Source organism: Natronomonas sp. (genome assembly GCF_046483325.1).
Lineage (GTDB): Archaea > Halobacteriota > Halobacteria > Halobacteriales > Haloarculaceae > Natronomonas.
Genome location: NZ_JAWODL010000051.1, coordinates 72,655 through 90,561, shown reverse-complemented (window position 1 = coordinate 90,561; position 17,907 = coordinate 72,655). Strand labels below are relative to the sequence as shown.

Sequence of the window (17,907 nt, the reverse complement as noted above, 5' to 3'; positions counted from 1 at the left end):
GACAAAAGGCTTGGTTCACGCGTCTTCGGTTGTTTCGAGTTCTGGTTTCGTTGCACCGTTGCAGTGTCCCTAACGGTGCTATCTAACCCCGAAGCGGTGGCCGTATGGAGCGACACGCGGGACTCTCGAACGATCACCTCGACGTTCGAATCGCCCCCGACGACCTCGTCGTCCGAGCGCGAATCGACCGCCCCGAGCGGCGAAACGCGCTGAGCGAGCAGGTGATCGACGGACTGCTCTCGGGGTTCGAGTTCGCCGACGATGGGCTCGTCCGGGTCGTCGTCGTTCGCGGGACGGACGGCGTCTTTTGCGCAGGCGGCGATATCGAACCCATCGCGAGCGCGACCGGCGAGGGGTCGCGGGCACATCGACGGGAGCTCGGTGGGATGAAACGACTGATCGAGGGACCGACCGACACTGCGGCGTTGAGCGTCGCAGCTATCCAGGGCTGCTGTCTCACCGGTGGAGCGGGGCTCGCGGCGGCCTGCGACGTGATCGTTGCGAGCGAGGACGCCACGTTCGGCACGGCGGCTTCGAGATCGGACTGTTTCCGGCGCAGGCACTCGTTCCGATGATGCGAACCGTCACGGAGAAGCGGGCGCTCAGACTGCTGTTTACGGGCGAGCAAATCGACGCGGCGACCGCCCACGATATCGGCTTCGTCACGGATTTCGTCCCCGATTCCCGGTTCGAGGACGGCCTCGATTCGATCGTCGACGATCTCACCACTCCCTCACCAGCGTTGATCGCGCTCGGCAAGGAACCGTTCCACAATCAGGCGAAATGGGCTTTCGGGGGGCGCTCGAATACGTGTACGAGGTCGTCACGATCACCTCGATGAGCGACGATGCAGAAGCCGGAATCGGGGCGTTCCTCGACGATTCAACGCCGGCGTGGACGGGTCGTACCGGGAAGTGACCCGAGTCGTTTCGATCGGGATGGGGACGCTCTCTCGGCTCACTCTGCCCACTCGAGCATCCGTCGATAAAACGGAACGCTTTCCAGGGCGCGTCGGTCACCCACGAGAACGAGCGATTTCTTCGCCCGGGTGAGCGCGACGTTAACTCGACGGTGATCCTCGAAGATCGGACTCGATAGCTCGCCCGTCGACACGAACGAGACGACGATGACCTCCTTCGCGGATCCCTGAAACCGATCGACGGTGTCGACGGCGACGTCCGACAGGCGTCTGGAGATCTCGGCGACTTGCGCCCGGAACGGGGCGATGACGCCGATGTCGTCGCGGTCGACGCCTGAAGCGACGAACGATTCGACGATCGAGGCGACGCGGTCGGCCTCGATCGCGTTGGTGTTCCCCGTCGCGGTTCCGTCCGGATCGACGAAGGCGACACCGTTCGACAGTTCCGTCGGGAGCGAATACGCGTCGACGCCGTCGAGATCGTCGAGCCGCTGGGCGGCGACCTCGGCGTTCGCGGGTCGCAGTTTCCCGTCGTAGAACTCCTGGCTGGAAAAGTACTGAATCCGCTGGCTCATCCGGTACTGCCGATCGAGCATCACCGCCGCCTCCGGTGCCTGCTCGATCAAGCGCTCGAACAGCGACCGCTGGAGGGCGTTTTCGGCCCTGACGACCGGTGGGAGCTGTTGGTGATCTCCGACGAGGACGAAGCGATCGGCGAGTGTCGCTGGCAGGTAGGTTCCCGGCTCGGTAAGTTGGCCCGCTTCATCGACGACCGCGACGTCGAACGACTGCGATTTGAGCACCCGCGAGCCACAGGCGGCGGTCGTCGCCGCGATCACCGTCGCGTTCGAGAGCGTTGCCGCACGTTCCTCTGGATCGCCGCTCCGCTCGAGCCGATAGTTCAGCATGTCGTCGCGGACGCCCGTTTCCGATCCCCATCGGACCAGGTCGGTGAATCCCTGCGATTCGAGCGCTTCGATGGCGTTGTCGACGGCGCGATTGGTAAACGCCGAAAGGAGCACCCGATCGCCGCGCTCGACGAGGGCTCGAACGGTCCGTGCGAGTGTATACGTTTTTCCGGTTCCGGGCGGTCCGTGAATCAGCGCGAAATCGTCGGCGGTGAGCGCGGCGTTCACCGCGTCGTTTTGGGCTTCGTTGTTGTCGATGTACTCGCATCGCTCGCCGGAAAACGCCGGTTCGCGGCGACCGAAGAGGACGTCTTTTCTCTCACTGCTCCCCTGGAGAATGGCGTCGTGTAACGCGGTCAGTTGGCGATCGACGCCGATCTCGGAGGGATACTGATCGAGCCGTTCGAGTTCGATCGGCTCGTCGGCGACGACGACGATCTCCCCGCCGAGTTCGGTGATCGTCGCGAGTTCCGCCCTTCCCCGCGTCGGATGACCATCGCTCGCGAGTACCCGATCACCCTCCCGAAGCTTCGAAACCGCATCGGTGGTTTGGCGAGCGCGAAGCTCCCAGCGGCCGCCCGAAATCGGCGTCTTATCGACCGCCTCGAGATCGATCAGCGCCCGGTCGTCGTCGGCTCGCTCGGCGGCGGATTGCTCCCAGAGCTTTCGATACTGGGCGTGGACCTCGCGTCGCTCCTCCTCGATCGCACGGTAGAAGCGCTCGAAGTACGCCCGTTCGCCTTCCGGTAGCGGTTCGCCCAGCCGCCCTGCTTTCGACTCCTGATTGAGCCGTCCGGCGACGACCATACACGTGTCCCGTTCGAAGCAGTACTCGCAGTTCGCTCCGGCTTCGAATCCGGTCGGGACCGACAGATCGTGCTCGGCGGCGGCGATTTCGTTTCTAATCCGAAGGACGTACTTCAAAAATCCGGGGCTGATCGAGAACTCCTTGGCGGGCGAGAGATCGCCCGACGCGTCGCTTCGATCCAACGCGGTGTTTTTCGTATACAGGAGCGTTCCCGTATCCGGCGCGCCCTCGATGGTATCAGCCAACAGCAGGGCATAACAGGTCGCCTGCACCTTGTCCTGAAAGCGAGGATCGCGTTTGAGGTTCTTGCCGGTCTTCAACTCGACCGGCATCCCCCGACGGACCGCGTCGGCCCGGCCCTTGATGCCGAAGCGCTCGGAGATTAGCGTCTGTTCGGATCGCCACGAATCCTCCCCGAATCGGCCCTGCTGGAGCCACCCCTCGATCGCCGCGGCGTTCTGTCTGACGTCGTCGGCGACACCCTCGGCCGTCTCGCCGAGCAATCCGAGGTCCAACGCTGCCTCCGCCACGCGTTCGTCGATGCTGTCGTCGATATCGCGGCCGCGAAGCAGGTCGCCGAACACGTCGTGGACGACCGTCCCCTTGACGACGGGGTACTTCAACGGCAGTCCCGTGATCTTGTTCAGATAGTAGATCCGGGGACACTGGACCCATCCGCGAATGTCCGTCACGTCGACGAGGAAGTCGGGCTCGACGACGACCGCGGACGCGCCGGTCGTCGAGTACTGCGTCTCGCCGTTGAACTCCCGCTCTTTCAGGTCCGTGGCGAGCAGTTCCATCCCCGCTTCGATGTTCGTCGCCGTCTCGGTCCACTTACCCCACAGCGTCAGCTGTGTCGGGTCACCCGCACCCCGGTCGGGGCGGAGCGTGATCTCGGCGAGGTCGCTGCTACCACGGCTCGTCTCGACCGTTCGGGGCGCTCCGACCTCGACCACCGGTCCGCGTAGGTTCACACCTACTCCTCCGTCTTCGGGGGAAAAACGCTGTCGGTCACCGCTATCGGTCGGGACGCGACGGACGACGGAGCCGATAGTTTCTTTTCCGCGTTCCCCCAACTTGTGGTTATGCGCGTCCGCGACTGGCAGGACATACTCGGAGACGTCGTAGAATCGGGCGCCGAATCGAGCGACTGGCGGGCCGTGTCCGGGGACCGACGCGGTGGTATCGGCGAAGATCTTTTCATCGGACACCCTTCGGTCGGCGTCTTCCACCTCAAGACGTTCGCGAAGAACCCCTACGAGACACAGGGAGTCGGCACCCGCGTGGCCCGAAAGCTCGACGACGAACTCGAACCCCTGTTCCCCGAATCCGACAGCGCCGGCCGCTTCGGCGTCAACCAGGGCGTCGAGGACTCCGACGAGGCGAAAGCGCGCGCCAAACGTCTCGAAACCGTCCTCGAGACCCACGCGGACGCACCGACGACCGGCGATGCCCTCTTCGAGGACGTGATGAACGCCCTCGATAGCCCGGCGTTCGGGCCGATGGAGTACGACATGTACGACCGCCCCGACGCGCTCGAAGAACTCTCCGACACCTTCGAGGAGGCCGAAACGCTCCTGTCGAAGGAACTCGACGACCTCATCGACGACGACGTGGGGCGCGGATTCCACTAGCGGTACGGAGGGTTGGCTCTGTTGAGATCCTCAACAGCTGCTAGGTATCGCCCGCTGAACACAGAGGACGAGTTGTGTATTACCGACATACGGAACTGGACTTCCAGAGGCCGATACGGTGTCGCCGACGAGATGGGTGGGGCGAGAGTTGACGCGGATACGGCTCCGGACCGGCCAAATGGCTACGAAGAATCACTCGGCTGGGTACACGAGACACCATCCGGTAGCCGTGTAATCGATATCGAAGCGACGCCGAGGTACGATCGGCGTGTCGAAAGCGTCTTTTACTATGCGCGAGGTGAATTACTATCTCATCGTCACTCGACGCCGACGACTTCCCGCTCATAGAAGGTGCCATCGCTGGCGCCGTCGCTTGGATAGCCAGCTACTTACTCACAGCCGTAGTCGTTCTCGCCCAGATCGAGAATTCCGAACTGGGCGAGATCTCTGAAAATGTCGGCGACGGTGGCAGCGGCATCGACTTCGTCGGATGGGTGTTCTTCAACAGTCACCTCGTCGATACCGTCCTCGAGGCTGACGTCCTCGGATTCGGTGGGTCGTCCACGGTGTCGTTCATCGGTGGTGACGGGTTCACGCCGCTTTTGTACCTGATTCCTGTGGCGTTGTTGGTCGGTTCCGGGCTGGCGGTCGGTCGGTCGCAAGGTGTCACCGAGACAGCTGACGGCGCGGTAGCCGGCGTGTTCGTACTCCCGCCGTACCTGGTGCTCTCAGCCGTTGGCACGGTGGTGTTCCGCGTCTCGACGGAGGCGCTCGGCAGCAGCTTCAGTGGCCAACCAGAACCCCTACCAGCGATTCTTTTGGCCGGGATCGTGTTCCCTGCCGTCTTCGGCGCTATCGGCGGCATTGTCGCCGCGAATACCGGTACCGGACAATAATTACATCCAGGAGATACGCGCGCTGCATTCATCACCCCCCTCGCCATACTCACCGGAAATCACGAATCTCTGACTCTACTGAAATTCTCACCACGTGATAGATCTCAGCGGTACTGCTGCATAGAGAGAGCGTAGAGTTGAATGTGGACCGCTCTGGAGTGAGACCCGGTATCGGTCAATACAGATGGTGGAACTGGTGTCCTGCTCGACCGCTATTCTATTTACTTCGCAAAAAATATTATATCTGAAAAAAATCCCGACATTATATGATCTCCCGAAAAAATGAGATCGTGTTCGTGTGTCTCATCGTGGGAATTGTCCTTGCCACGTTGGTTGATGACGGGTTAGACGCTCCGCCACTCGTGTCGACGACCGTCCTGGTTTTTACAGCAGCGGTTCTCCCGATGGTTATCAACAATCACCTTGAGAGCGAGAAGGGGTGAAATACGAGATCGAATAGCTCCAGCGACACCGAGAGCCCAACGGGGTGCTCGCCGATACGCAACGGAAGTTGTTCCCCGCCGGTGTCGACTTCGGGTATTAGGATACACCGCGCGGTTGCACCCGGGCGGAACTCGGCGTTGGGGAGTCGATCCGTAGCGGTCATCTCCACAGAGCCGAGGGAGCGATAGCGAAGCACTTCGTCGATTCGCACCCCTCCCAGACGGCGGACTCTCCGAAACGTATCTCTCACTGACCGAACTGTTCTCTCGAACCGACCGAGATTGAGTGTTACTCTCTAGCAAGGATTTATATTCCATGCCGTCCCACCACTAGTCATGGTGGAACATCACACACCCTACGAGTACGGAGATGTCGAACTGGGGGCCATCGGTGAGAACCCCCCGCACGAACAGCAACACGGTGCGGACATGGTTATCGTCGATGGGGCGACGATGAGCTACAGGAGTTACGCGAAGATCGAGACGAAGTGACGATGCGGGCCGGCCGAACGCCGGTCCCCGTTTCGGTCGCCACCGACGGCCGGGGCGAATTTAAGGGATAGCGCGACGAACACCTTCCTTATGGAGTACGACGACTTCCTCAACGAGTCGTACGAACCGACAGAGGACGACCTCGTGTGCGCGTTCCGTCTGGTTCCGGGTGAGGGGTTAACGGCGGCCGACGCGGCGGCGCGAGTCGCATCGGAGAGTTCGAACGGGACGTGGGCAGCGCTTTCGCCCGAATCGGACGTGCGACGATATTCCGCGATCGCGTTCGATATCTCCGGTGTCGGCGAGCACGGGTTCGACGTCCGCGTCGCGTACCCGTTCGAACTGTTCGAGGAGGGAAGCCTTCCACAGATACTCTCCTGTATCGCCGGCAACATCTTGGGCATGAAGGCGGTCGAGACGATTCGGCTCCTCGACTGTGAGTGGCCCGGAGCGCTCGTTCGATCGTTCCCCGGTCCGCAGTTCGGTTCCGACGTCCGGAGCGAACTGCTCGATGCGGTCGACAGACCGCCGGTCGCGACCGTTCCGAAGCCGAAAGTCGGTCTCTCGAGCGCCGAACACGCCCGGGTCGGCCACGAGGCGTGGCTCGGGGGGGTCGATCTCCTGAAGGACGACGAGAACCTCACCGACCAGTCGTTCAATCCCTTCGAACAGCGGGTCGTCGAATCGCTCGAAGCGAGGGACCGTGCTGAGGCCGAAACCGGCGAGCGAAAGGAGTATCTGATAAACATCACCGCCGAGACGGACGAGATGGTTCGGCGCGCCGAGTTCGTCGCCGACCACGACGGCTCGTTCGTGATGGTCGACATCGTCACGGCCGGCTGGAGCGCCCTGCAGACGGTCCGTCGTCGAACCGAGGATCTCGGCGTGGCGATTCACGCGCATCGCGCGATGCATGCGGCCTTCGACCGACTGCCGCAACACGGCGTTTCGATGCGTTGTCTGGCCCAGTTCGCCCGTCTAGCGGGCGTCGATCACATCCACACTGGAACCGCCGGGCTCGGGAAACTCGAAAACGAGGACACGGCGGGGATCAACGCCTGGCTTCGATCGGATCTCTACGGGCTCAATGACGTGCTTCCGGTCGCCTCGGGCGGACTGCATCCCGGCGTCGTCGATCAGCTACTCGACGCGCTCGGTTCGGATATCATGGTCCAAGCCGGCGGCGGCATTCACGGCCACCCCGACGGCACCGAGGCAGGCGCACGCGCGCTCCGAGCGAGCGTCGAGGCGTACTGCGACGGGGAGTCCCTGCAGTCGCGAGCGAAATCGGTTCCGGAACTCCAAACGGCGCTCGACGTGTGGGGGACCGAGGGGCCGCGCTGACCGCTTTTAAACCCACTCAATCGAGGTGAACGTCGATGCCGCGCTCTTCGAGTTCCTCGGCGAACGCCTCGGCGTCGGTCTCGATCGCCTCGAACGTGTCGTAGTGAATCGGGACAGCGAGTCCTGGATCGAGCGCCGCCGCGAGGCCGGCCGCCTCGTGACGGTCCATGGTGAACGTGCCGCCGATCGGCGGACAGAAGACGTCGACGTCGAGTCGATCGTGTCCGTCCAACACGTCGGTATCGCCCGGGCAGTAGACCGACACACCGTCGATGGTGAGGTGGAACCCACAGCCCAGCCCCTTCGGGTGATACGGCTCGCCGTTCTCGCGAACGTGTGGGCCATCCGGCTCGTTGTACGCGGCAGTCGTCCTGACGATCGCCTCGTCGACCGCGATATCGGAGTCGACGTCGACGCGCCGAACGTCGTACGGCAGGTCGGCCAAGCGTTCGACGTCGCGGTCGATTCGGTGAGGATTGATCCCGTCGAATGCGACGACCGTGGCGTCGGCGGCGGCGACGGTCCGGACACCGTTCGTGTCGTAGTGGTGATCGTGCGTGATGCAGACGACGTCGCCGTCAGTTCCGTCGTGGCCGTCCAAAACGCCGTACCGCCCCGGGTCGGTGTACACGACGATCTCGTCCGATGCGACTCGAAGCGTCGCGTGGCCGAGCCACTCGATCGTGATCCCGTCGTACTCGATCATACCAGATATAAATCCGCGCTCGGTACAAATCCGCCGGTCACTCCGCGAGCCGCTCGATCCGTTCGAGGCTGTCCGCGTCCGCGGGGTCTTTGTCCTCCCGGACGCTCACGAAGCGCGGGAATCGAAGCGCGTACCCGGAGGAGTACGTCGGGGAGCGCTGTATCTCCTCGTAGCCGACCTCGAAGACGAGCGCCGGTTCGATGTCGACCTCGGTTCCGGTCTCGGAGCGAACGTACGGTTCGAACCGTCCGTGGAGTTCCTCGAGTTCTTCGTCCGTGATTCCCGTCGCGACCTTGCCGATCGTTCGGTACGCCCCGTCGTCACGAACCGAGAGCAAGAACGTCCCCAGGAGGTTCGCCCGACGTCCCTCTCCCCACTCCGCCCCTGTGACGACGACGTCGAGCGTTTCGACGTCGGGCTTTCGCTTCAGCCAGTTCCTCCCGCGGTTTCCGGGCGTGTACGTCGAATTCGGATTCTTCAGCATGATCCCCTCGTGGCCGGCTTCCAGGGAGGACGTTTCGAGATCAGCGATCGTTTCGGGATCGTCGGTCACTCGCAGCGACGAGATACCGCCATCGAAGCCCTCTCGAAGCCGCTCGCGGCGATCGACGAGCGGTGCGTCGAGTAGATCCTCGCCGTCCGCGTGTAGACAATCGAACGCCCGGAGTTCGACGGTCACCTTCTCGCGCGCCGCCTGGATATCGTATTTGCGTCGAAACCGTCGGAGGACGTCCTGAAACGGTCTCGGAGTCCCGTTGTCGTCGATCGCCACGACTTCACCGTCGAGGATCGCCGGCGCCGAGAGTCCCCGTTCGACGGCTCGGACGACCTCGGGGAGTGGTTCCGTGACGTCTTCCAGATTCCGCGAGAACAGCCGAACCGTCTCGCCGTCGTAGTGGACTTGTACCCGCGCTCCGTCGAACTTCGTCTCGACGGCCGCTTGCTCCCATTCGTCGAGGGCATCGACGGCGGTGCCGGCCTGTGCCAGCATCGCCTTGACAGGGCGGCCGACGACCAGCCGAATCTCGTCCAGTCCGTCCGCACCGCGATCGCGCGCGTTCTCGGCCACGAGCCCACAGTCGTTCGAAACCTGCAGTGCGCGCTCGACGGTCTCGGCCGGCACGTCGAAGGCCGCGGCGATTCCATCGCGTACCATCCCCTCGCCGACGCCGATCCGCATGTCGCCCAACACGAGACGAGCGAGAAAGCGAGCTTCGATCGGATTACAACGGTTGAAGAGGCCGAACAGGGTGTCGAGTTTGGTGTCGGTACTGCCGCTTCCCTCGACAGCCGCGAGGCTCCGCAGGCCCGCATCGACGCGTTCGACGGTTAACGTGCCGCCGCCGCCACTGCCGAACGCCGCCAACCCCTGTTGGCCACCCAAGTCTACGTCCTCCGCGACCGCCCCGATTTCGCCGACGGTCGCCAGTCGCGATTCGATATCGTCGGTGGTCACGTTCGGTCCCGCACCCTTCGCGAGCGCCGCATAACAAAGAGACGGCCCGATGTCGAGTTTCGTCCCATCGTTGGCGGGAAACACCCGACCCTGTATGAACCGCGTCGCGACGCCGAGTGATTCCCCCGCCTGCTCGAAAAGATCGGCCACGAGTTCGACGGTCTCCAGATCCGCCGACTCCGCCTCGATCGCTGCGGCCCGGTCGGCGAACTCCGCGAACTCCATGGTCATGTCTGTTTGATACCGATAGCCCGTGATTAAATGATGCGAATCGAGTGCCGGACGCCAGGCGTTACAGTACGTCGTCGAAGTCCTTGTGACCCTTGATGTCGACGCCCTCGTCCGTGATCGTCGCGAGGAAAACGCCGTTGCCGGAGCCGGTGTCCCGTTCGACGGCTGCCTTGATACCAGAGGCAGCGACCCGCTTCGCCTCCTCGTTGGTCATGTCGTCCTCGTACTCCCGTTCGAGCGTTCCGTACGCGACCGTGAGCCCTGATCCGGTGATCGTGTAATCGTCTTTCATCACGCCGCCAGCGGGGTCGATCGAGTAGACGTGGTGCCCCTCCTCGTCGACGCCACCCAGGATCGGGTTAATCGCGAAGAACGGGCCGCCCCGGGCGAAGTTCCCCGCGAGCGTCGCGAGCGCGCTGATCGAGATGTCCTCGCCACGTCGGGCCTCGTACAGGTTAACCTCCGCGCGGAGCGAGCGGATGAACGATTGGGCACCGCCGACGCTACCGACAAGCGTCAACGCACCGGTGGGGTGGATCTGTTCGACCTTCTGTACGTCCTTGTTGGAGACGAATCGGCCCCCCAGGGACGCGCGCATGTCGGTCGCGATGACGACGCCTTCAGAGGTCGAAATGCCGATGGTCGTCGTCCCCGTCTTGTTGACGGTGTCGAGGTCGTCGACCGAGAGGTCGTTCGAGGGCACTTCTCCGAGTTCGGGCTCGTACGGCGAGAGCGTATGATCCTGTCCGGTACGTGGCAGGGAGGAATCGGGTTGACGCATTGTCCTATCGTACAGACCGACGCTGATAAAACCTTCCGGTTACTTCTCGGACGCTCGCTGATAGGCCTCGTCGAACCGGTCGACGAGCCTCCCGACTGGGAGCGGGACTCCGGCGCGGTTCGCCACGATAGCGACCGGTAGGAGAGCTATGCCGAGGACGATGCTGAATTGATACAGAGCGAACACCGATGCCCGGTACAGGCTTGCTGCCATCGTACCGCGTTGGAAGCGAGCGGTGGTATATATACCTTTTGTTCGAGAGGAGGGACACAATTATCCAACTATGTGTCAGTATGGGCCCTGTAACGCCAATTCCGCATTTAGTTGTAATTCGTACAAACCAGTCTTGGATCCGACGATAGGATCCCGAATTACGCCGGTACGTCCCGGCGTCGATACTGATAAGTTATGGGGATAATGGTGATCACGTGCGCGGCCTGGCTCCTCGATACGCTCTGCGACGCTCCCACACGGCAACGCGGAAACAATAGGGATATCCGTTGCGCTTCGCTTCGTTGGAACATGAGTAACTATCTCGTTGCGATGGAAGCCGCGTGGTTGGTCCGTGATGTCGAAGCGATCGACGATGCGATCGGGGTCGCAGTAAGTGAGGCCGGTAAGCGACTCAATCAGGCCGATATGGACTACGTTGAAGTCGAGGTCGGTTCGACGCCGTGTCCGGCCTGCGGTGAACCGTTCGATTCGGCGTTTATCGCCGCCGATACGGCGCTCGTCGGGTTGGGACTCGAAATGAAGGTGTTCAACGCTGACAGCGAACAGCACGCCTCGCGGATCGCAAAGAGCGAGATCGGCGGTGCGTTGCGAGACATCCCCTTGAAAGTCATCCAGACGTTCGAAACCGGGGACGGAGACGAGGACGTAGACGCGTAAAACAGACGACTGTTCTCACGACACGTGTGCAGCGACGTCGGCTTCGGTGATAATGCCCCGTAACTGACCGTCGGCGACGACCATCACCGCATCCTGATGGTTGAGATGAGCGTTCACTTCGTCCAACGTCGCGTCCGGTTCGACGGTCGTGATCGCCTCTCGCATGGCGTCGGCGACCGGTAGTTCTCCGGCGTTATCCCGATCGAGTTGTCGAATATCCGAATTGGAGATTATTCCCTGCGGTCGGCCGTCCCGAACGACTGGCAGTTGCGAGTATCCTTCTTTTATCATCACGTCGATCGCCTCCCGGACGCTGTCGTCCGGTGCCACGTCGATTACGCCCTCGTGCATGATGTCACCGACGTGTATCACCGCGCTTTCGGCCTCGTCGAGAGCATTGACGATGCGTCGAAGCGTCGAGAGTCTCGGATCCACGTCCCCACCTTCGATGCGGGCGATGAGCGGCTGGGACACGTCCGCGCGATCGGCTAGCTCGCTCTGCGTCAACTCCAAATCCGTCCGACGCTCCTTGAGATCGGCGGGCGTCGGCAGGTCCATTCCCATGTCTGGGGATTACTTTGAGTTATATAAAAGCCTTCCCCCGACCGTACGTTTATAAACTATTCCGGGGCCAGACGTCCCGTGACGTGACGAACTGCGGTCGGCCCCCGAGACGGGAGTACGGGGGAGGGTCGACCGACCCGACGCCCCGTCTGTTCGCTACAGTTCCAGTCCGCGGATCGAGACCCCGATACCTGATTCGACCCGACCGATGAGTCGCGCATCGTCGAGTTCGCCGACGACGGATTCGGCGTCCGCTTCGGGGAGCGCGGCGACAAATCCGGTGCCCATGTTGAACGTGCGGTGCATCTCCTCGTCGGTGACGCTGCCCTCTTCCTGAATAAAGTCGAACACCGGGTGAGGCTCGAAGGCCTCTTCGATGACGTAGCGGTGCTCACCCAACCGCTCTAGGTTCGTCCAGCCGCCGCCGGTGATGTGTGCAGTCGCGTGTGTATCGACCGCGTGGAGCGGACCGAGTACGTCCCGGTAGATCCGCGTGGGTTCGAGCAACACTTCTCCGATCGTCCGACCCTCATCGTACGGGAACGGATCCGTGTACTCGTGATTTCGCGTCGCCGCCTCCCGTGCGAGCGTCAATCCGTTCGAGTGGATCCCTGACGACGGAATCCCGACTAGGCGGTCGCCATCCTCGGCTTCGCCGTCGAATAGCTCGGCTCCGGTGGCCAATCCGGCGCAGGCTCCCGCGAGATCTAACCCGCGGATTACCTCGGGCATGACGGCCGTTTCGCCGCCGACGAGCGCGACTTCGGCGCGTTCGGCACCGATAGCGAGACCGTCGCCGACTCGCTCCGCGGTCACGTCGTCGGGCGTTTCGACCGCCAAGTAGTCGACGAACGCAACCGGCGTCACGCCGGCCGCGATGAGGTCGTTCGCGTTCATGGCGATGCAGTCGATGCCGATAGTCGAGTAGTCGCCGAGCGCCTCCGCAACGAGCAACTTCGTCCCGACTCCATCGGTCGCGAGCGCCAGATATCGGTCGCCGATGTCGATGAGTCCGGCGTAGTCCCCTTCGAATTCGCCGATCGCGCCGATCAGCGCCGTAGTCGCGGCCTCGCTCTCGTCGATGTCGACGCCGGTCTCGGCGTAGGTTAGCCCCTCTTCGGGGTCATCGTCGCTCATATCTCATCCGGTGGCCGAACGGGGCAAAAACGCGTCGGTTGGTACCCCGATGATCAAAAGCTCGGAAAGCCGATAACGAGGATCGATCCGATCGCTATGAGCGCCGATCCAACGAACGTGACTGCGAAAACCGGCTTGCTCCACGACATGACTGATTTCCCGTCCAGCGGCCCGAACGGAAGCATGTTGAACGCCGCGAGGAAGGCGTTGATTATCACGCCGAGTTGCCCGACCTGCCCGAGAAATCCGTGGAAAACGATCAACGGGAGAAACACCGCGACGAGAGCGACGTTCGCCAGTGGTCCGGCAATCGAGACTAACCCGCTCTGTCGGCGCGTGATCCGTCCTCGGTGGTACACCGCTCCCGGCGCGGCAAACAGAAATCCGGCGAATGCGGCGCCGATGCAGAGTGCAAGCATCTTGTAGTCGGCTTTGAACGAGGCGACTTGGCCGAATCGAACCGCTACGATCTTGTGAGCGAGTTCGTGGAGCAAGAATCCGACGCCGACGGTCAACATACTGACGACGAATACGCGGGCGAAAAGTGGAGTGAGCATCGCTCCGACGATATTCGGAAACACGCTTCGTCCGGTCGAGACGAGAATGAACACGCCGAACGCGATTCCGAGGGCGATCCACGCAACTGCTAGGTCCCGAATCTCGTCGGGATAAAATCTGATCCCGTCTATTCGAATCGAACTCATCGAAGCGCCTCCGCGATGATCTCGATGCTGTTTCGTGCGGCTTCGATCATGAGACGAGCGACGCCCCCGGCCCCCTCGATCCCGGAGCCTGCGAAGAGGTACGGCAACAACACCGTCGCGAATACGACGCTTCCGATGAAACTCCCCACGTTGGTCAACGCGACGATCATGATGAGTTTGAACAGCGGAACGGCGGTGAGGTCTCTCCACAACTTTCGCAGTGGCGCTTCCTCGTCGGACATGATCTCGTTGAGCGTGGCGATATCGCTCACGTTGACGTCTAGATAGCGCAACTCGACGTATCCGGCGAACCACCCTGGGGCCAAGAGCGGATTGACGCTCGTCAACCAGGCGATCGCCCCCCCGACGCCCGCCGAGCGCCAGTGTGCGCCGGCGAGTTTAGCGAGGCCGAAGGCGAGAATGCCGTTTATCAGGAACCACGCGGCGAACAGTCTGAAGAGCAGTTCGCTGGATGCCCCTTCGACGCCAGTGTACGTCGCAATCGCCAACAACACGAAGAACGCGAGAAACCCGAGGGTAAACAGGTAGCCGAACACCTTGTACAACGAGATTCGGCTCCCGGAGGAACGTCCCGTAATCGATTCTATCGGGGGCAACAGCGACGGCGTTTCCAGGTACCGTTCGATACCATCTCGGTGCCCAGCGCCCACAACCGCGACGACGTCGTATCCCTGATCCCGGAGCGAGACGAGTCGGTGGGCGATGTAGGCGTCGCGCTCGTCGATGAGCGCTTCCGCACCGCCGGGGGAGAATCGCCGGAACTCCTCCATCATCGCGCCCACGACGTCGGTGTCGGTCATCCGTTCGATATCGATCTCTTGGAGGTCGTCGTCTGCGGGGGCGAGCCACTCCAGCGCGAGGACGATCGCCCCGCCGATCAGTAGACCGAGCGTCAACGCGACGATGAGGGTATCGACGATCCCGATCAAAAACCCAGTGCCGAGCGCGTCGGGTACGACGAACGGGCCTGCGACCGCGCCGGCGAGTATCGAGAGAACGAGACCGATACCGAGGCCGACGCCCATGCCTATCTCGCGGGGATCGCCCAGTCCGACGGCGAGGCTCGCGGCGAGCTTGATTTTCTCGATGAACGAGAGCCGCGCCCAGAATCGCTGAATCGTGACTTGTATATCGCGATCGACCAACGCGACGTTGAGACCGAGGCCCTCCGCCTTGTCTATCGCGGCTTTCATGTCCGCCCCCGGTTCGATATCGAACCGATCACCGAGACGTGCCTGAACGTATGAGAGCATCCAATACGCGAGGAACTGATAGACGGTGTTACCCTTCAGCAGATCGCCTGCGTCCAGATCTTCGGGAGCCTCGCCGCGGATCTGACGGTACCGCCCCTCGTCGAGTTCGACGGCGACGATGTCCGGCCGCTCGGCCTCGATCACCGATTCGACCTCCTCGACGCTGGCCGACGAAACGTGCGCCGTCCCGACGACCCGCACTGTTCCCGACTCGGCGTCGTTACTCATTGTCGGCACGAGTCGGGCGAGCGGTTTACGTGTATCGGGACGCGTCCCGGGTATTGGCGACCGAAGAATATTGGCCTCCGGCGGTCACGTGGGATCTATGGCAACGTTGGCTGACTCCAAGACGGAAATGACGGAGATACTGCTCCCGAACGAGACGAACACCCTCGGTCGAGCGCTCGGGGGAACGGTTCTCCACTGGATGGACATCTGTGCGGCCGTCGCGAGCATGCGATTTGCGGGCCACCAGTGCGTGACGGCGTCGATGGATCACGTCGATTTCGTTACTCCGATCGATCTGGGTGAAGTCGCCGTTATCGAGGGGTACGTGTTCGGCACCGGGCGGACGAGTATCGACGTCCGCGTCGACGTTCACGCCGAGGATCCGATCGCCCGGAACCGACGCTTGGCGACGACCTCCTTCTTCACGTTCGTCGCGCTCGATTCGGAGGGGAAGCCGACGCCCGTTCCGGACCTCGAATGTCCGACGGAGACCGAAACGGAACTCCGTGAAGAAGCGATCGAAGCTCGTCACGAACAGCTTCAACAAGTCACGGATCGGATCGGCGAGTCACGATAGTCCGTATCGGTCGGTCTATCTGACGACTGTCACCGGAACCGGAGAGCGACGGACGACCGTCTCGGCGACGCTGCCGAGAAGGATACGCGAGAGGCCATCGCGCCCGTGGCTCCCGATGACGATCGCGTCGATATCCTCCGTTTCGACGTATTCGACGATCGCCTTGGCGGGCGGCCCGGTGATGATTTCCGTTTCGATATCGATGTCCGCTTCGAGTGTCGCGCTTGCGTTTTCGAGCATCTCCTCCGCGGACGATTCCGCTTGCTCGTACCACTCCTCCCAGTAGCCGGCGAGTGCAGCCTCCGGTGCCGCACTGTATCCGGCCTCGACGAAGTCGAGTACGTGTAACAGAACGAACTCGCCGTCGGCGTGCCGGGTTGCCGCGTACTGCAGCGCCGCGTCGGCCTGTTCGGAGCCATCGTAGGGAACCAGTATTCGCATGGGTCACGATGTTTCGCTATCCGTTTAAGTGTTACAGCCAGTCCCGGGATGTGGTACTCCGAGCGTCGCAGTTACGCTTTTACCCAAAACAGTCCGCTATTTTATGCGAACAGGGAACGTACGGTGGCACGTGTACAGGACGTGTGTGATTCTTCTCGTCGTTCTCGCCGGTTGTTCGGGTCTCGGAGTCGACACCGGTAATCCGACGAGCGAGTCAGCCGAGACGGTCACGCCCGTTCCGGTGCCGGAGGCGGATCCCGCTACGCTTCGGTCATCGGGAATCGACGACGACGGCATTAGCGATCCGGGGGCGCTCGCCCGCGCGCACAATCAGTGGCTCGCGGATCGGTCCTACACCTTCGTTTCGAATCAAACCATTCGCCACGAGAACGGAACCGTGCTCTCCCAGTATACGGTTCAGCTCCGCCTCGCGGAAAACCGGACGTACCACGCCACCGTCCGCACCGGCGGCATCGACGGACCGAAGCTGATGGGTGAACCGCCCGCGTACGCGGAGTTTTGGTCCGATCGAGAGACGTATCTTCGGGCGTTCGGGGAGAACGAACCGCAGTACAACGAGTTCTCCCCGACCTCCTCGGGCGTGGGGACGTGGTACTTTTGGGCGGGATCGGGGGCGTTCGATTCCCGAATGAATGCGGGCGTCATGATCGAATCGAGTTTCGATGCGATCCCAACGCGAATCGACGAACGACGGACGGAAGCCGGTGTCCCGCAATATCGACTGTCAGGAACCGAATCGGAGGCCTCCAATCTCTCCTTTTCGGATGCTGATCCGGCCAGTGATGTCGCGCTCACCGCGGAGGTCGATGGAACCGGGTTGGTTCGACACCTCCAACTCGAATACCGCGGGCAGTTGGACGGCGAACCGGTCGTCGTAACCCGTAGGATCTCGTATTCGGACGTCGGGAACACGGATGTCGGTCGGCCAGACTGGTTCGACGAGGCGACGCGCACAACGTGAGGGGTTTTATCTCCGGGGTGGATACGTTTCGGTATGACACTGAACGTCGATCCAACGGATCCACCGAAGCTCCCGCGCCACGACGCGGACGAGTACGACGATGTAGAGGTTCACGGCACGGACTACCGCCGTGCGGAACTGGAAGCGTTTCTCGAAGAGGGGGCTTGGGTCGAGGCGTTCGAGGCGTGGACCGAGGAGACCGATCTCGACGCCGAGGAGTTCGCGATCGCCGAGGACCTCGGTATGTTCGACGCGTTCGATTTCTTCTGGGACGACTTCGCGGACCGCGTCGGCTACCACGCTCCCGGGATTCCCGAAGATTGGAAGGAACGGGACCTCCATCCGGAACTCACGTCGTGGAACACGGTTTCCGGGATTAACGCCGCGATGGCCGAGTTCGGCGAGATGGTGAGTCGGACGCTCAAAGAGGAGTACATCGATTGGGAAGCCGAGTACGAGGCGCCGGACGATCTCCCCGACTTCTAGCCGTC

20 protein-coding genes and 1 pseudogene are annotated in these 17,907 nt (G+C 62.3%); 10 read left to right on the top strand and 11 right to left on the bottom strand.

Annotated elements, in window-relative coordinates:
- Positions 1–104 precede the first annotated feature (104 nt).
- Positions 105–841, top strand: a pseudogene (locus tag R6U53_RS14930) (enoyl-CoA hydratase/isomerase family protein).
- Between the two features lie 116 nt (positions 842–957).
- Here R6U53_RS14930 and R6U53_RS14925 read toward each other — a convergent pair.
- Entirely contained in the window at positions 958–3,609 is a 2,652-nt protein-coding gene (locus R6U53_RS14925; RefSeq protein ID WP_410323166.1) for an AAA domain-containing protein, read from the bottom strand.
- Positions 3,610–3,720: 111 nt separating this feature from the next.
- Between R6U53_RS14925 and R6U53_RS14920 the strand changes: the two genes are divergently transcribed.
- The gene (locus R6U53_RS14920; protein ID WP_410323165.1) at positions 3,721–4,269 is read left to right on the top strand and encodes a hypothetical protein; all 549 of its coding nucleotides are present in this window, start codon (positions 3,721–3,723) and stop codon (positions 4,267–4,269) included.
- Positions 4,270–4,658: 389 nt separating this feature from the next.
- Here R6U53_RS14920 and R6U53_RS14915 read toward each other — a convergent pair whose 3' ends face one another.
- On the bottom strand, positions 4,659–4,781 hold the full coding sequence (locus tag R6U53_RS14915; RefSeq protein WP_410323164.1) for a hypothetical protein: 123 nt from the start codon (positions 4,779–4,781) through the stop codon (positions 4,659–4,661).
- On the opposite strand from R6U53_RS14915, the gene R6U53_RS14910 reads away from it, so the two are divergent.
- From R6U53_RS14910 to rbcL, 4 genes are all read left to right on the top strand, one after another.
- On the top strand, positions 4,764–5,165 hold the full coding sequence (locus tag R6U53_RS14910) for a hypothetical protein (protein ID WP_410323163.1): 402 nt from the start codon (positions 4,764–4,766) through the stop codon (positions 5,163–5,165). The two genes, R6U53_RS14915 and R6U53_RS14910, sit on opposite strands and share 18 nt — an antisense overlap.
- 266 nt (positions 5,166–5,431) lie before the next feature.
- The gene (locus R6U53_RS14905) at positions 5,432–5,608 is read left to right on the top strand and encodes a hypothetical protein (RefSeq protein ID WP_410323162.1); all 177 of its coding nucleotides are present in this window, start codon (positions 5,432–5,434) and stop codon (positions 5,606–5,608) included.
- A gap of 336 nt (positions 5,609–5,944) precedes the next feature.
- Positions 5,945–6,100: a hypothetical protein gene (locus tag R6U53_RS14900; protein WP_410323161.1), complete on the top strand. Its 156-nt coding sequence runs from the start codon at positions 5,945–5,947 to the stop codon at positions 6,098–6,100.
- A gap of 90 nt (positions 6,101–6,190) precedes the next feature.
- Entirely contained in the window at positions 6,191–7,444 is a 1,254-nt protein-coding gene (rbcL, locus tag R6U53_RS14895) for a type III ribulose-bisphosphate carboxylase (RefSeq protein WP_410323160.1), read from the top strand.
- Positions 7,445–7,460: 16 nt separating this feature from the next.
- Here rbcL and R6U53_RS14890 read toward each other — a convergent pair whose 3' ends face one another.
- The 4 genes from R6U53_RS14890 to R6U53_RS14875 all read right to left on the bottom strand — a co-directional run bounded on the left by R6U53_RS14890 (position 7,461) and on the right by R6U53_RS14875 (position 10,831).
- A complete protein-coding gene (locus R6U53_RS14890; protein WP_410323159.1) occupies positions 7,461–8,150 on the bottom strand; it encodes an MBL fold metallo-hydrolase in 690 nt (229 codons plus the stop codon).
- Positions 8,151–8,187: 37 nt separating this feature from the next.
- Positions 8,188–9,831, bottom strand: coding sequence for an ATP-dependent DNA ligase LigA (gene ligA, locus R6U53_RS14885; RefSeq protein WP_410323198.1), 1,644 nt, complete (start codon positions 9,829–9,831; stop codon positions 8,188–8,190).
- 67 nt (positions 9,832–9,898) lie between these two features.
- Complete coding sequence (gene psmB / locus R6U53_RS14880) at positions 9,899–10,618, bottom strand: archaeal proteasome endopeptidase complex subunit beta (RefSeq protein WP_410323158.1); 720 nt, start codon at positions 10,616–10,618, stop codon at positions 9,899–9,901.
- Between the two features lie 39 nt (positions 10,619–10,657).
- Complete coding sequence (locus R6U53_RS14875) at positions 10,658–10,831, bottom strand: hypothetical protein (protein ID WP_410323157.1); 174 nt, start codon at positions 10,829–10,831, stop codon at positions 10,658–10,660.
- Positions 10,832–11,140: 309 nt separating this feature from the next.
- Between R6U53_RS14875 and R6U53_RS14870 the strand changes: the two genes are divergently transcribed.
- Complete coding sequence (locus R6U53_RS14870) at positions 11,141–11,509, top strand: DUF555 domain-containing protein (RefSeq protein ID WP_410323156.1); 369 nt, start codon at positions 11,141–11,143, stop codon at positions 11,507–11,509.
- Positions 11,510–11,524: 15 nt separating this feature from the next.
- Here the strand turns inward: R6U53_RS14870 and R6U53_RS14865 are convergent, their stop codons facing one another.
- The 4 genes from R6U53_RS14865 to R6U53_RS14850 form a co-directional block, all read right to left on the bottom strand.
- Positions 11,525–12,067: a CBS domain-containing protein gene (locus tag R6U53_RS14865; protein WP_410323197.1), complete on the bottom strand. Its 543-nt coding sequence runs from the start codon at positions 12,065–12,067 to the stop codon at positions 11,525–11,527.
- Between the two features lie 162 nt (positions 12,068–12,229).
- Positions 12,230–13,210: a phosphoribosylformylglycinamidine cyclo-ligase gene (gene purM, locus R6U53_RS14860; RefSeq protein ID WP_410323155.1), complete on the bottom strand. Its 981-nt coding sequence runs from the start codon at positions 13,208–13,210 to the stop codon at positions 12,230–12,232.
- Positions 13,211–13,263: 53 nt separating this feature from the next.
- Entirely contained in the window at positions 13,264–13,914 is a 651-nt protein-coding gene (locus tag R6U53_RS14855) for a metalloprotease (RefSeq protein WP_410323154.1), read from the bottom strand.
- Positions 13,911–15,416 (bottom strand): TraB/GumN family protein, encoded by a 1,506-nt coding sequence (locus R6U53_RS14850; protein ID WP_410323153.1) that lies wholly within the window; start codon positions 15,414–15,416, stop codon positions 13,911–13,913. The genes R6U53_RS14855 and R6U53_RS14850 overlap by 4 nt, the downstream gene beginning before the upstream one ends.
- A gap of 97 nt (positions 15,417–15,513) precedes the next feature.
- Here R6U53_RS14850 and R6U53_RS14845 point away from each other — a divergent pair, with 97 nt between their 5' ends.
- Positions 15,514–15,993 (top strand): acyl-CoA thioesterase, encoded by a 480-nt coding sequence (locus R6U53_RS14845; protein WP_410323152.1) that lies wholly within the window; start codon positions 15,514–15,516, stop codon positions 15,991–15,993.
- 15 nt (positions 15,994–16,008) lie between these two features.
- Here R6U53_RS14845 and R6U53_RS14840 read toward each other — a convergent pair whose 3' ends face one another.
- Entirely contained in the window at positions 16,009–16,434 is a 426-nt protein-coding gene (locus R6U53_RS14840) for a universal stress protein (protein WP_410323151.1), read from the bottom strand.
- 145 nt (positions 16,435–16,579) lie between these two features.
- Between R6U53_RS14840 and R6U53_RS14835 the strand changes: the two genes are divergently transcribed.
- Positions 16,580–17,416, top strand: a complete 837-nt coding sequence (locus R6U53_RS14835; protein WP_410323150.1) for a hypothetical protein — start codon at positions 16,580–16,582, stop codon at positions 17,414–17,416.
- Positions 17,417–17,449: 33 nt separating this feature from the next.
- Complete coding sequence (locus tag R6U53_RS14830) at positions 17,450–17,902, top strand: hypothetical protein (protein ID WP_410323149.1); 453 nt, start codon at positions 17,450–17,452, stop codon at positions 17,900–17,902.
- Positions 17,903–17,907 lie beyond the last annotated feature (5 nt).

What these genes read in the sequence shown, in the direction of transcription:
- R6U53_RS14920 (WP_410323165.1), top strand. Translation starts at nt 3,721, where the DNA reads ATGCGCGTCCGCGACTGGCAGGACATACTCGGAGACGTCGTAGAATCG.
- R6U53_RS14905 (WP_410323162.1), top strand. Translation starts at nt 5,432, where the DNA reads ATGATCTCCCGAAAAAATGAGATCGTGTTCGTGTGTCTCATCGTGGGA.
- R6U53_RS14900 (WP_410323161.1), top strand. Translation starts at nt 5,945, where the DNA reads ATGGTGGAACATCACACACCCTACGAGTACGGAGATGTCGAACTGGGG.
- rbcL (WP_410323160.1), top strand. Translation starts at nt 6,191, where the DNA reads ATGGAGTACGACGACTTCCTCAACGAGTCGTACGAACCGACAGAGGAC.
- R6U53_RS14890 (WP_410323159.1), bottom strand. Translation starts at nt 8,150, where the DNA reads ATGATCGAGTACGACGGGATCACGATCGAGTGGCTCGGCCACGCGACG.
- ligA (WP_410323198.1), bottom strand. Translation starts at nt 9,831, where the DNA reads ATGGAGTTCGCGGAGTTCGCCGACCGGGCCGCAGCGATCGAGGCGGAG.
- psmB (WP_410323158.1), bottom strand. Translation starts at nt 10,618, where the DNA reads ATGCGTCAACCCGATTCCTCCCTGCCACGTACCGGACAGGATCATACG.
- R6U53_RS14875 (WP_410323157.1), bottom strand. Translation starts at nt 10,831, where the DNA reads ATGGCAGCAAGCCTGTACCGGGCATCGGTGTTCGCTCTGTATCAATTC.
- R6U53_RS14870 (WP_410323156.1), top strand. Translation starts at nt 11,141, where the DNA reads ATGAGTAACTATCTCGTTGCGATGGAAGCCGCGTGGTTGGTCCGTGAT.
- R6U53_RS14865 (WP_410323197.1), bottom strand. Translation starts at nt 12,067, where the DNA reads ATGGACCTGCCGACGCCCGCCGATCTCAAGGAGCGTCGGACGGATTTG.
- purM (WP_410323155.1), bottom strand. Translation starts at nt 13,210, where the DNA reads ATGAGCGACGATGACCCCGAAGAGGGGCTAACCTACGCCGAGACCGGC.
- R6U53_RS14855 (WP_410323154.1), bottom strand. Translation starts at nt 13,914, where the DNA reads ATGAGTTCGATTCGAATAGACGGGATCAGATTTTATCCCGACGAGATT.
- R6U53_RS14850 (WP_410323153.1), bottom strand. Translation starts at nt 15,416, where the DNA reads ATGAGTAACGACGCCGAGTCGGGAACAGTGCGGGTCGTCGGGACGGCG.
- R6U53_RS14845 (WP_410323152.1), top strand. Translation starts at nt 15,514, where the DNA reads ATGGCAACGTTGGCTGACTCCAAGACGGAAATGACGGAGATACTGCTC.
- R6U53_RS14840 (WP_410323151.1), bottom strand. Translation starts at nt 16,434, where the DNA reads ATGCGAATACTGGTTCCCTACGATGGCTCCGAACAGGCCGACGCGGCG.
- R6U53_RS14830 (WP_410323149.1), top strand. Translation starts at nt 17,450, where the DNA reads ATGACACTGAACGTCGATCCAACGGATCCACCGAAGCTCCCGCGCCAC.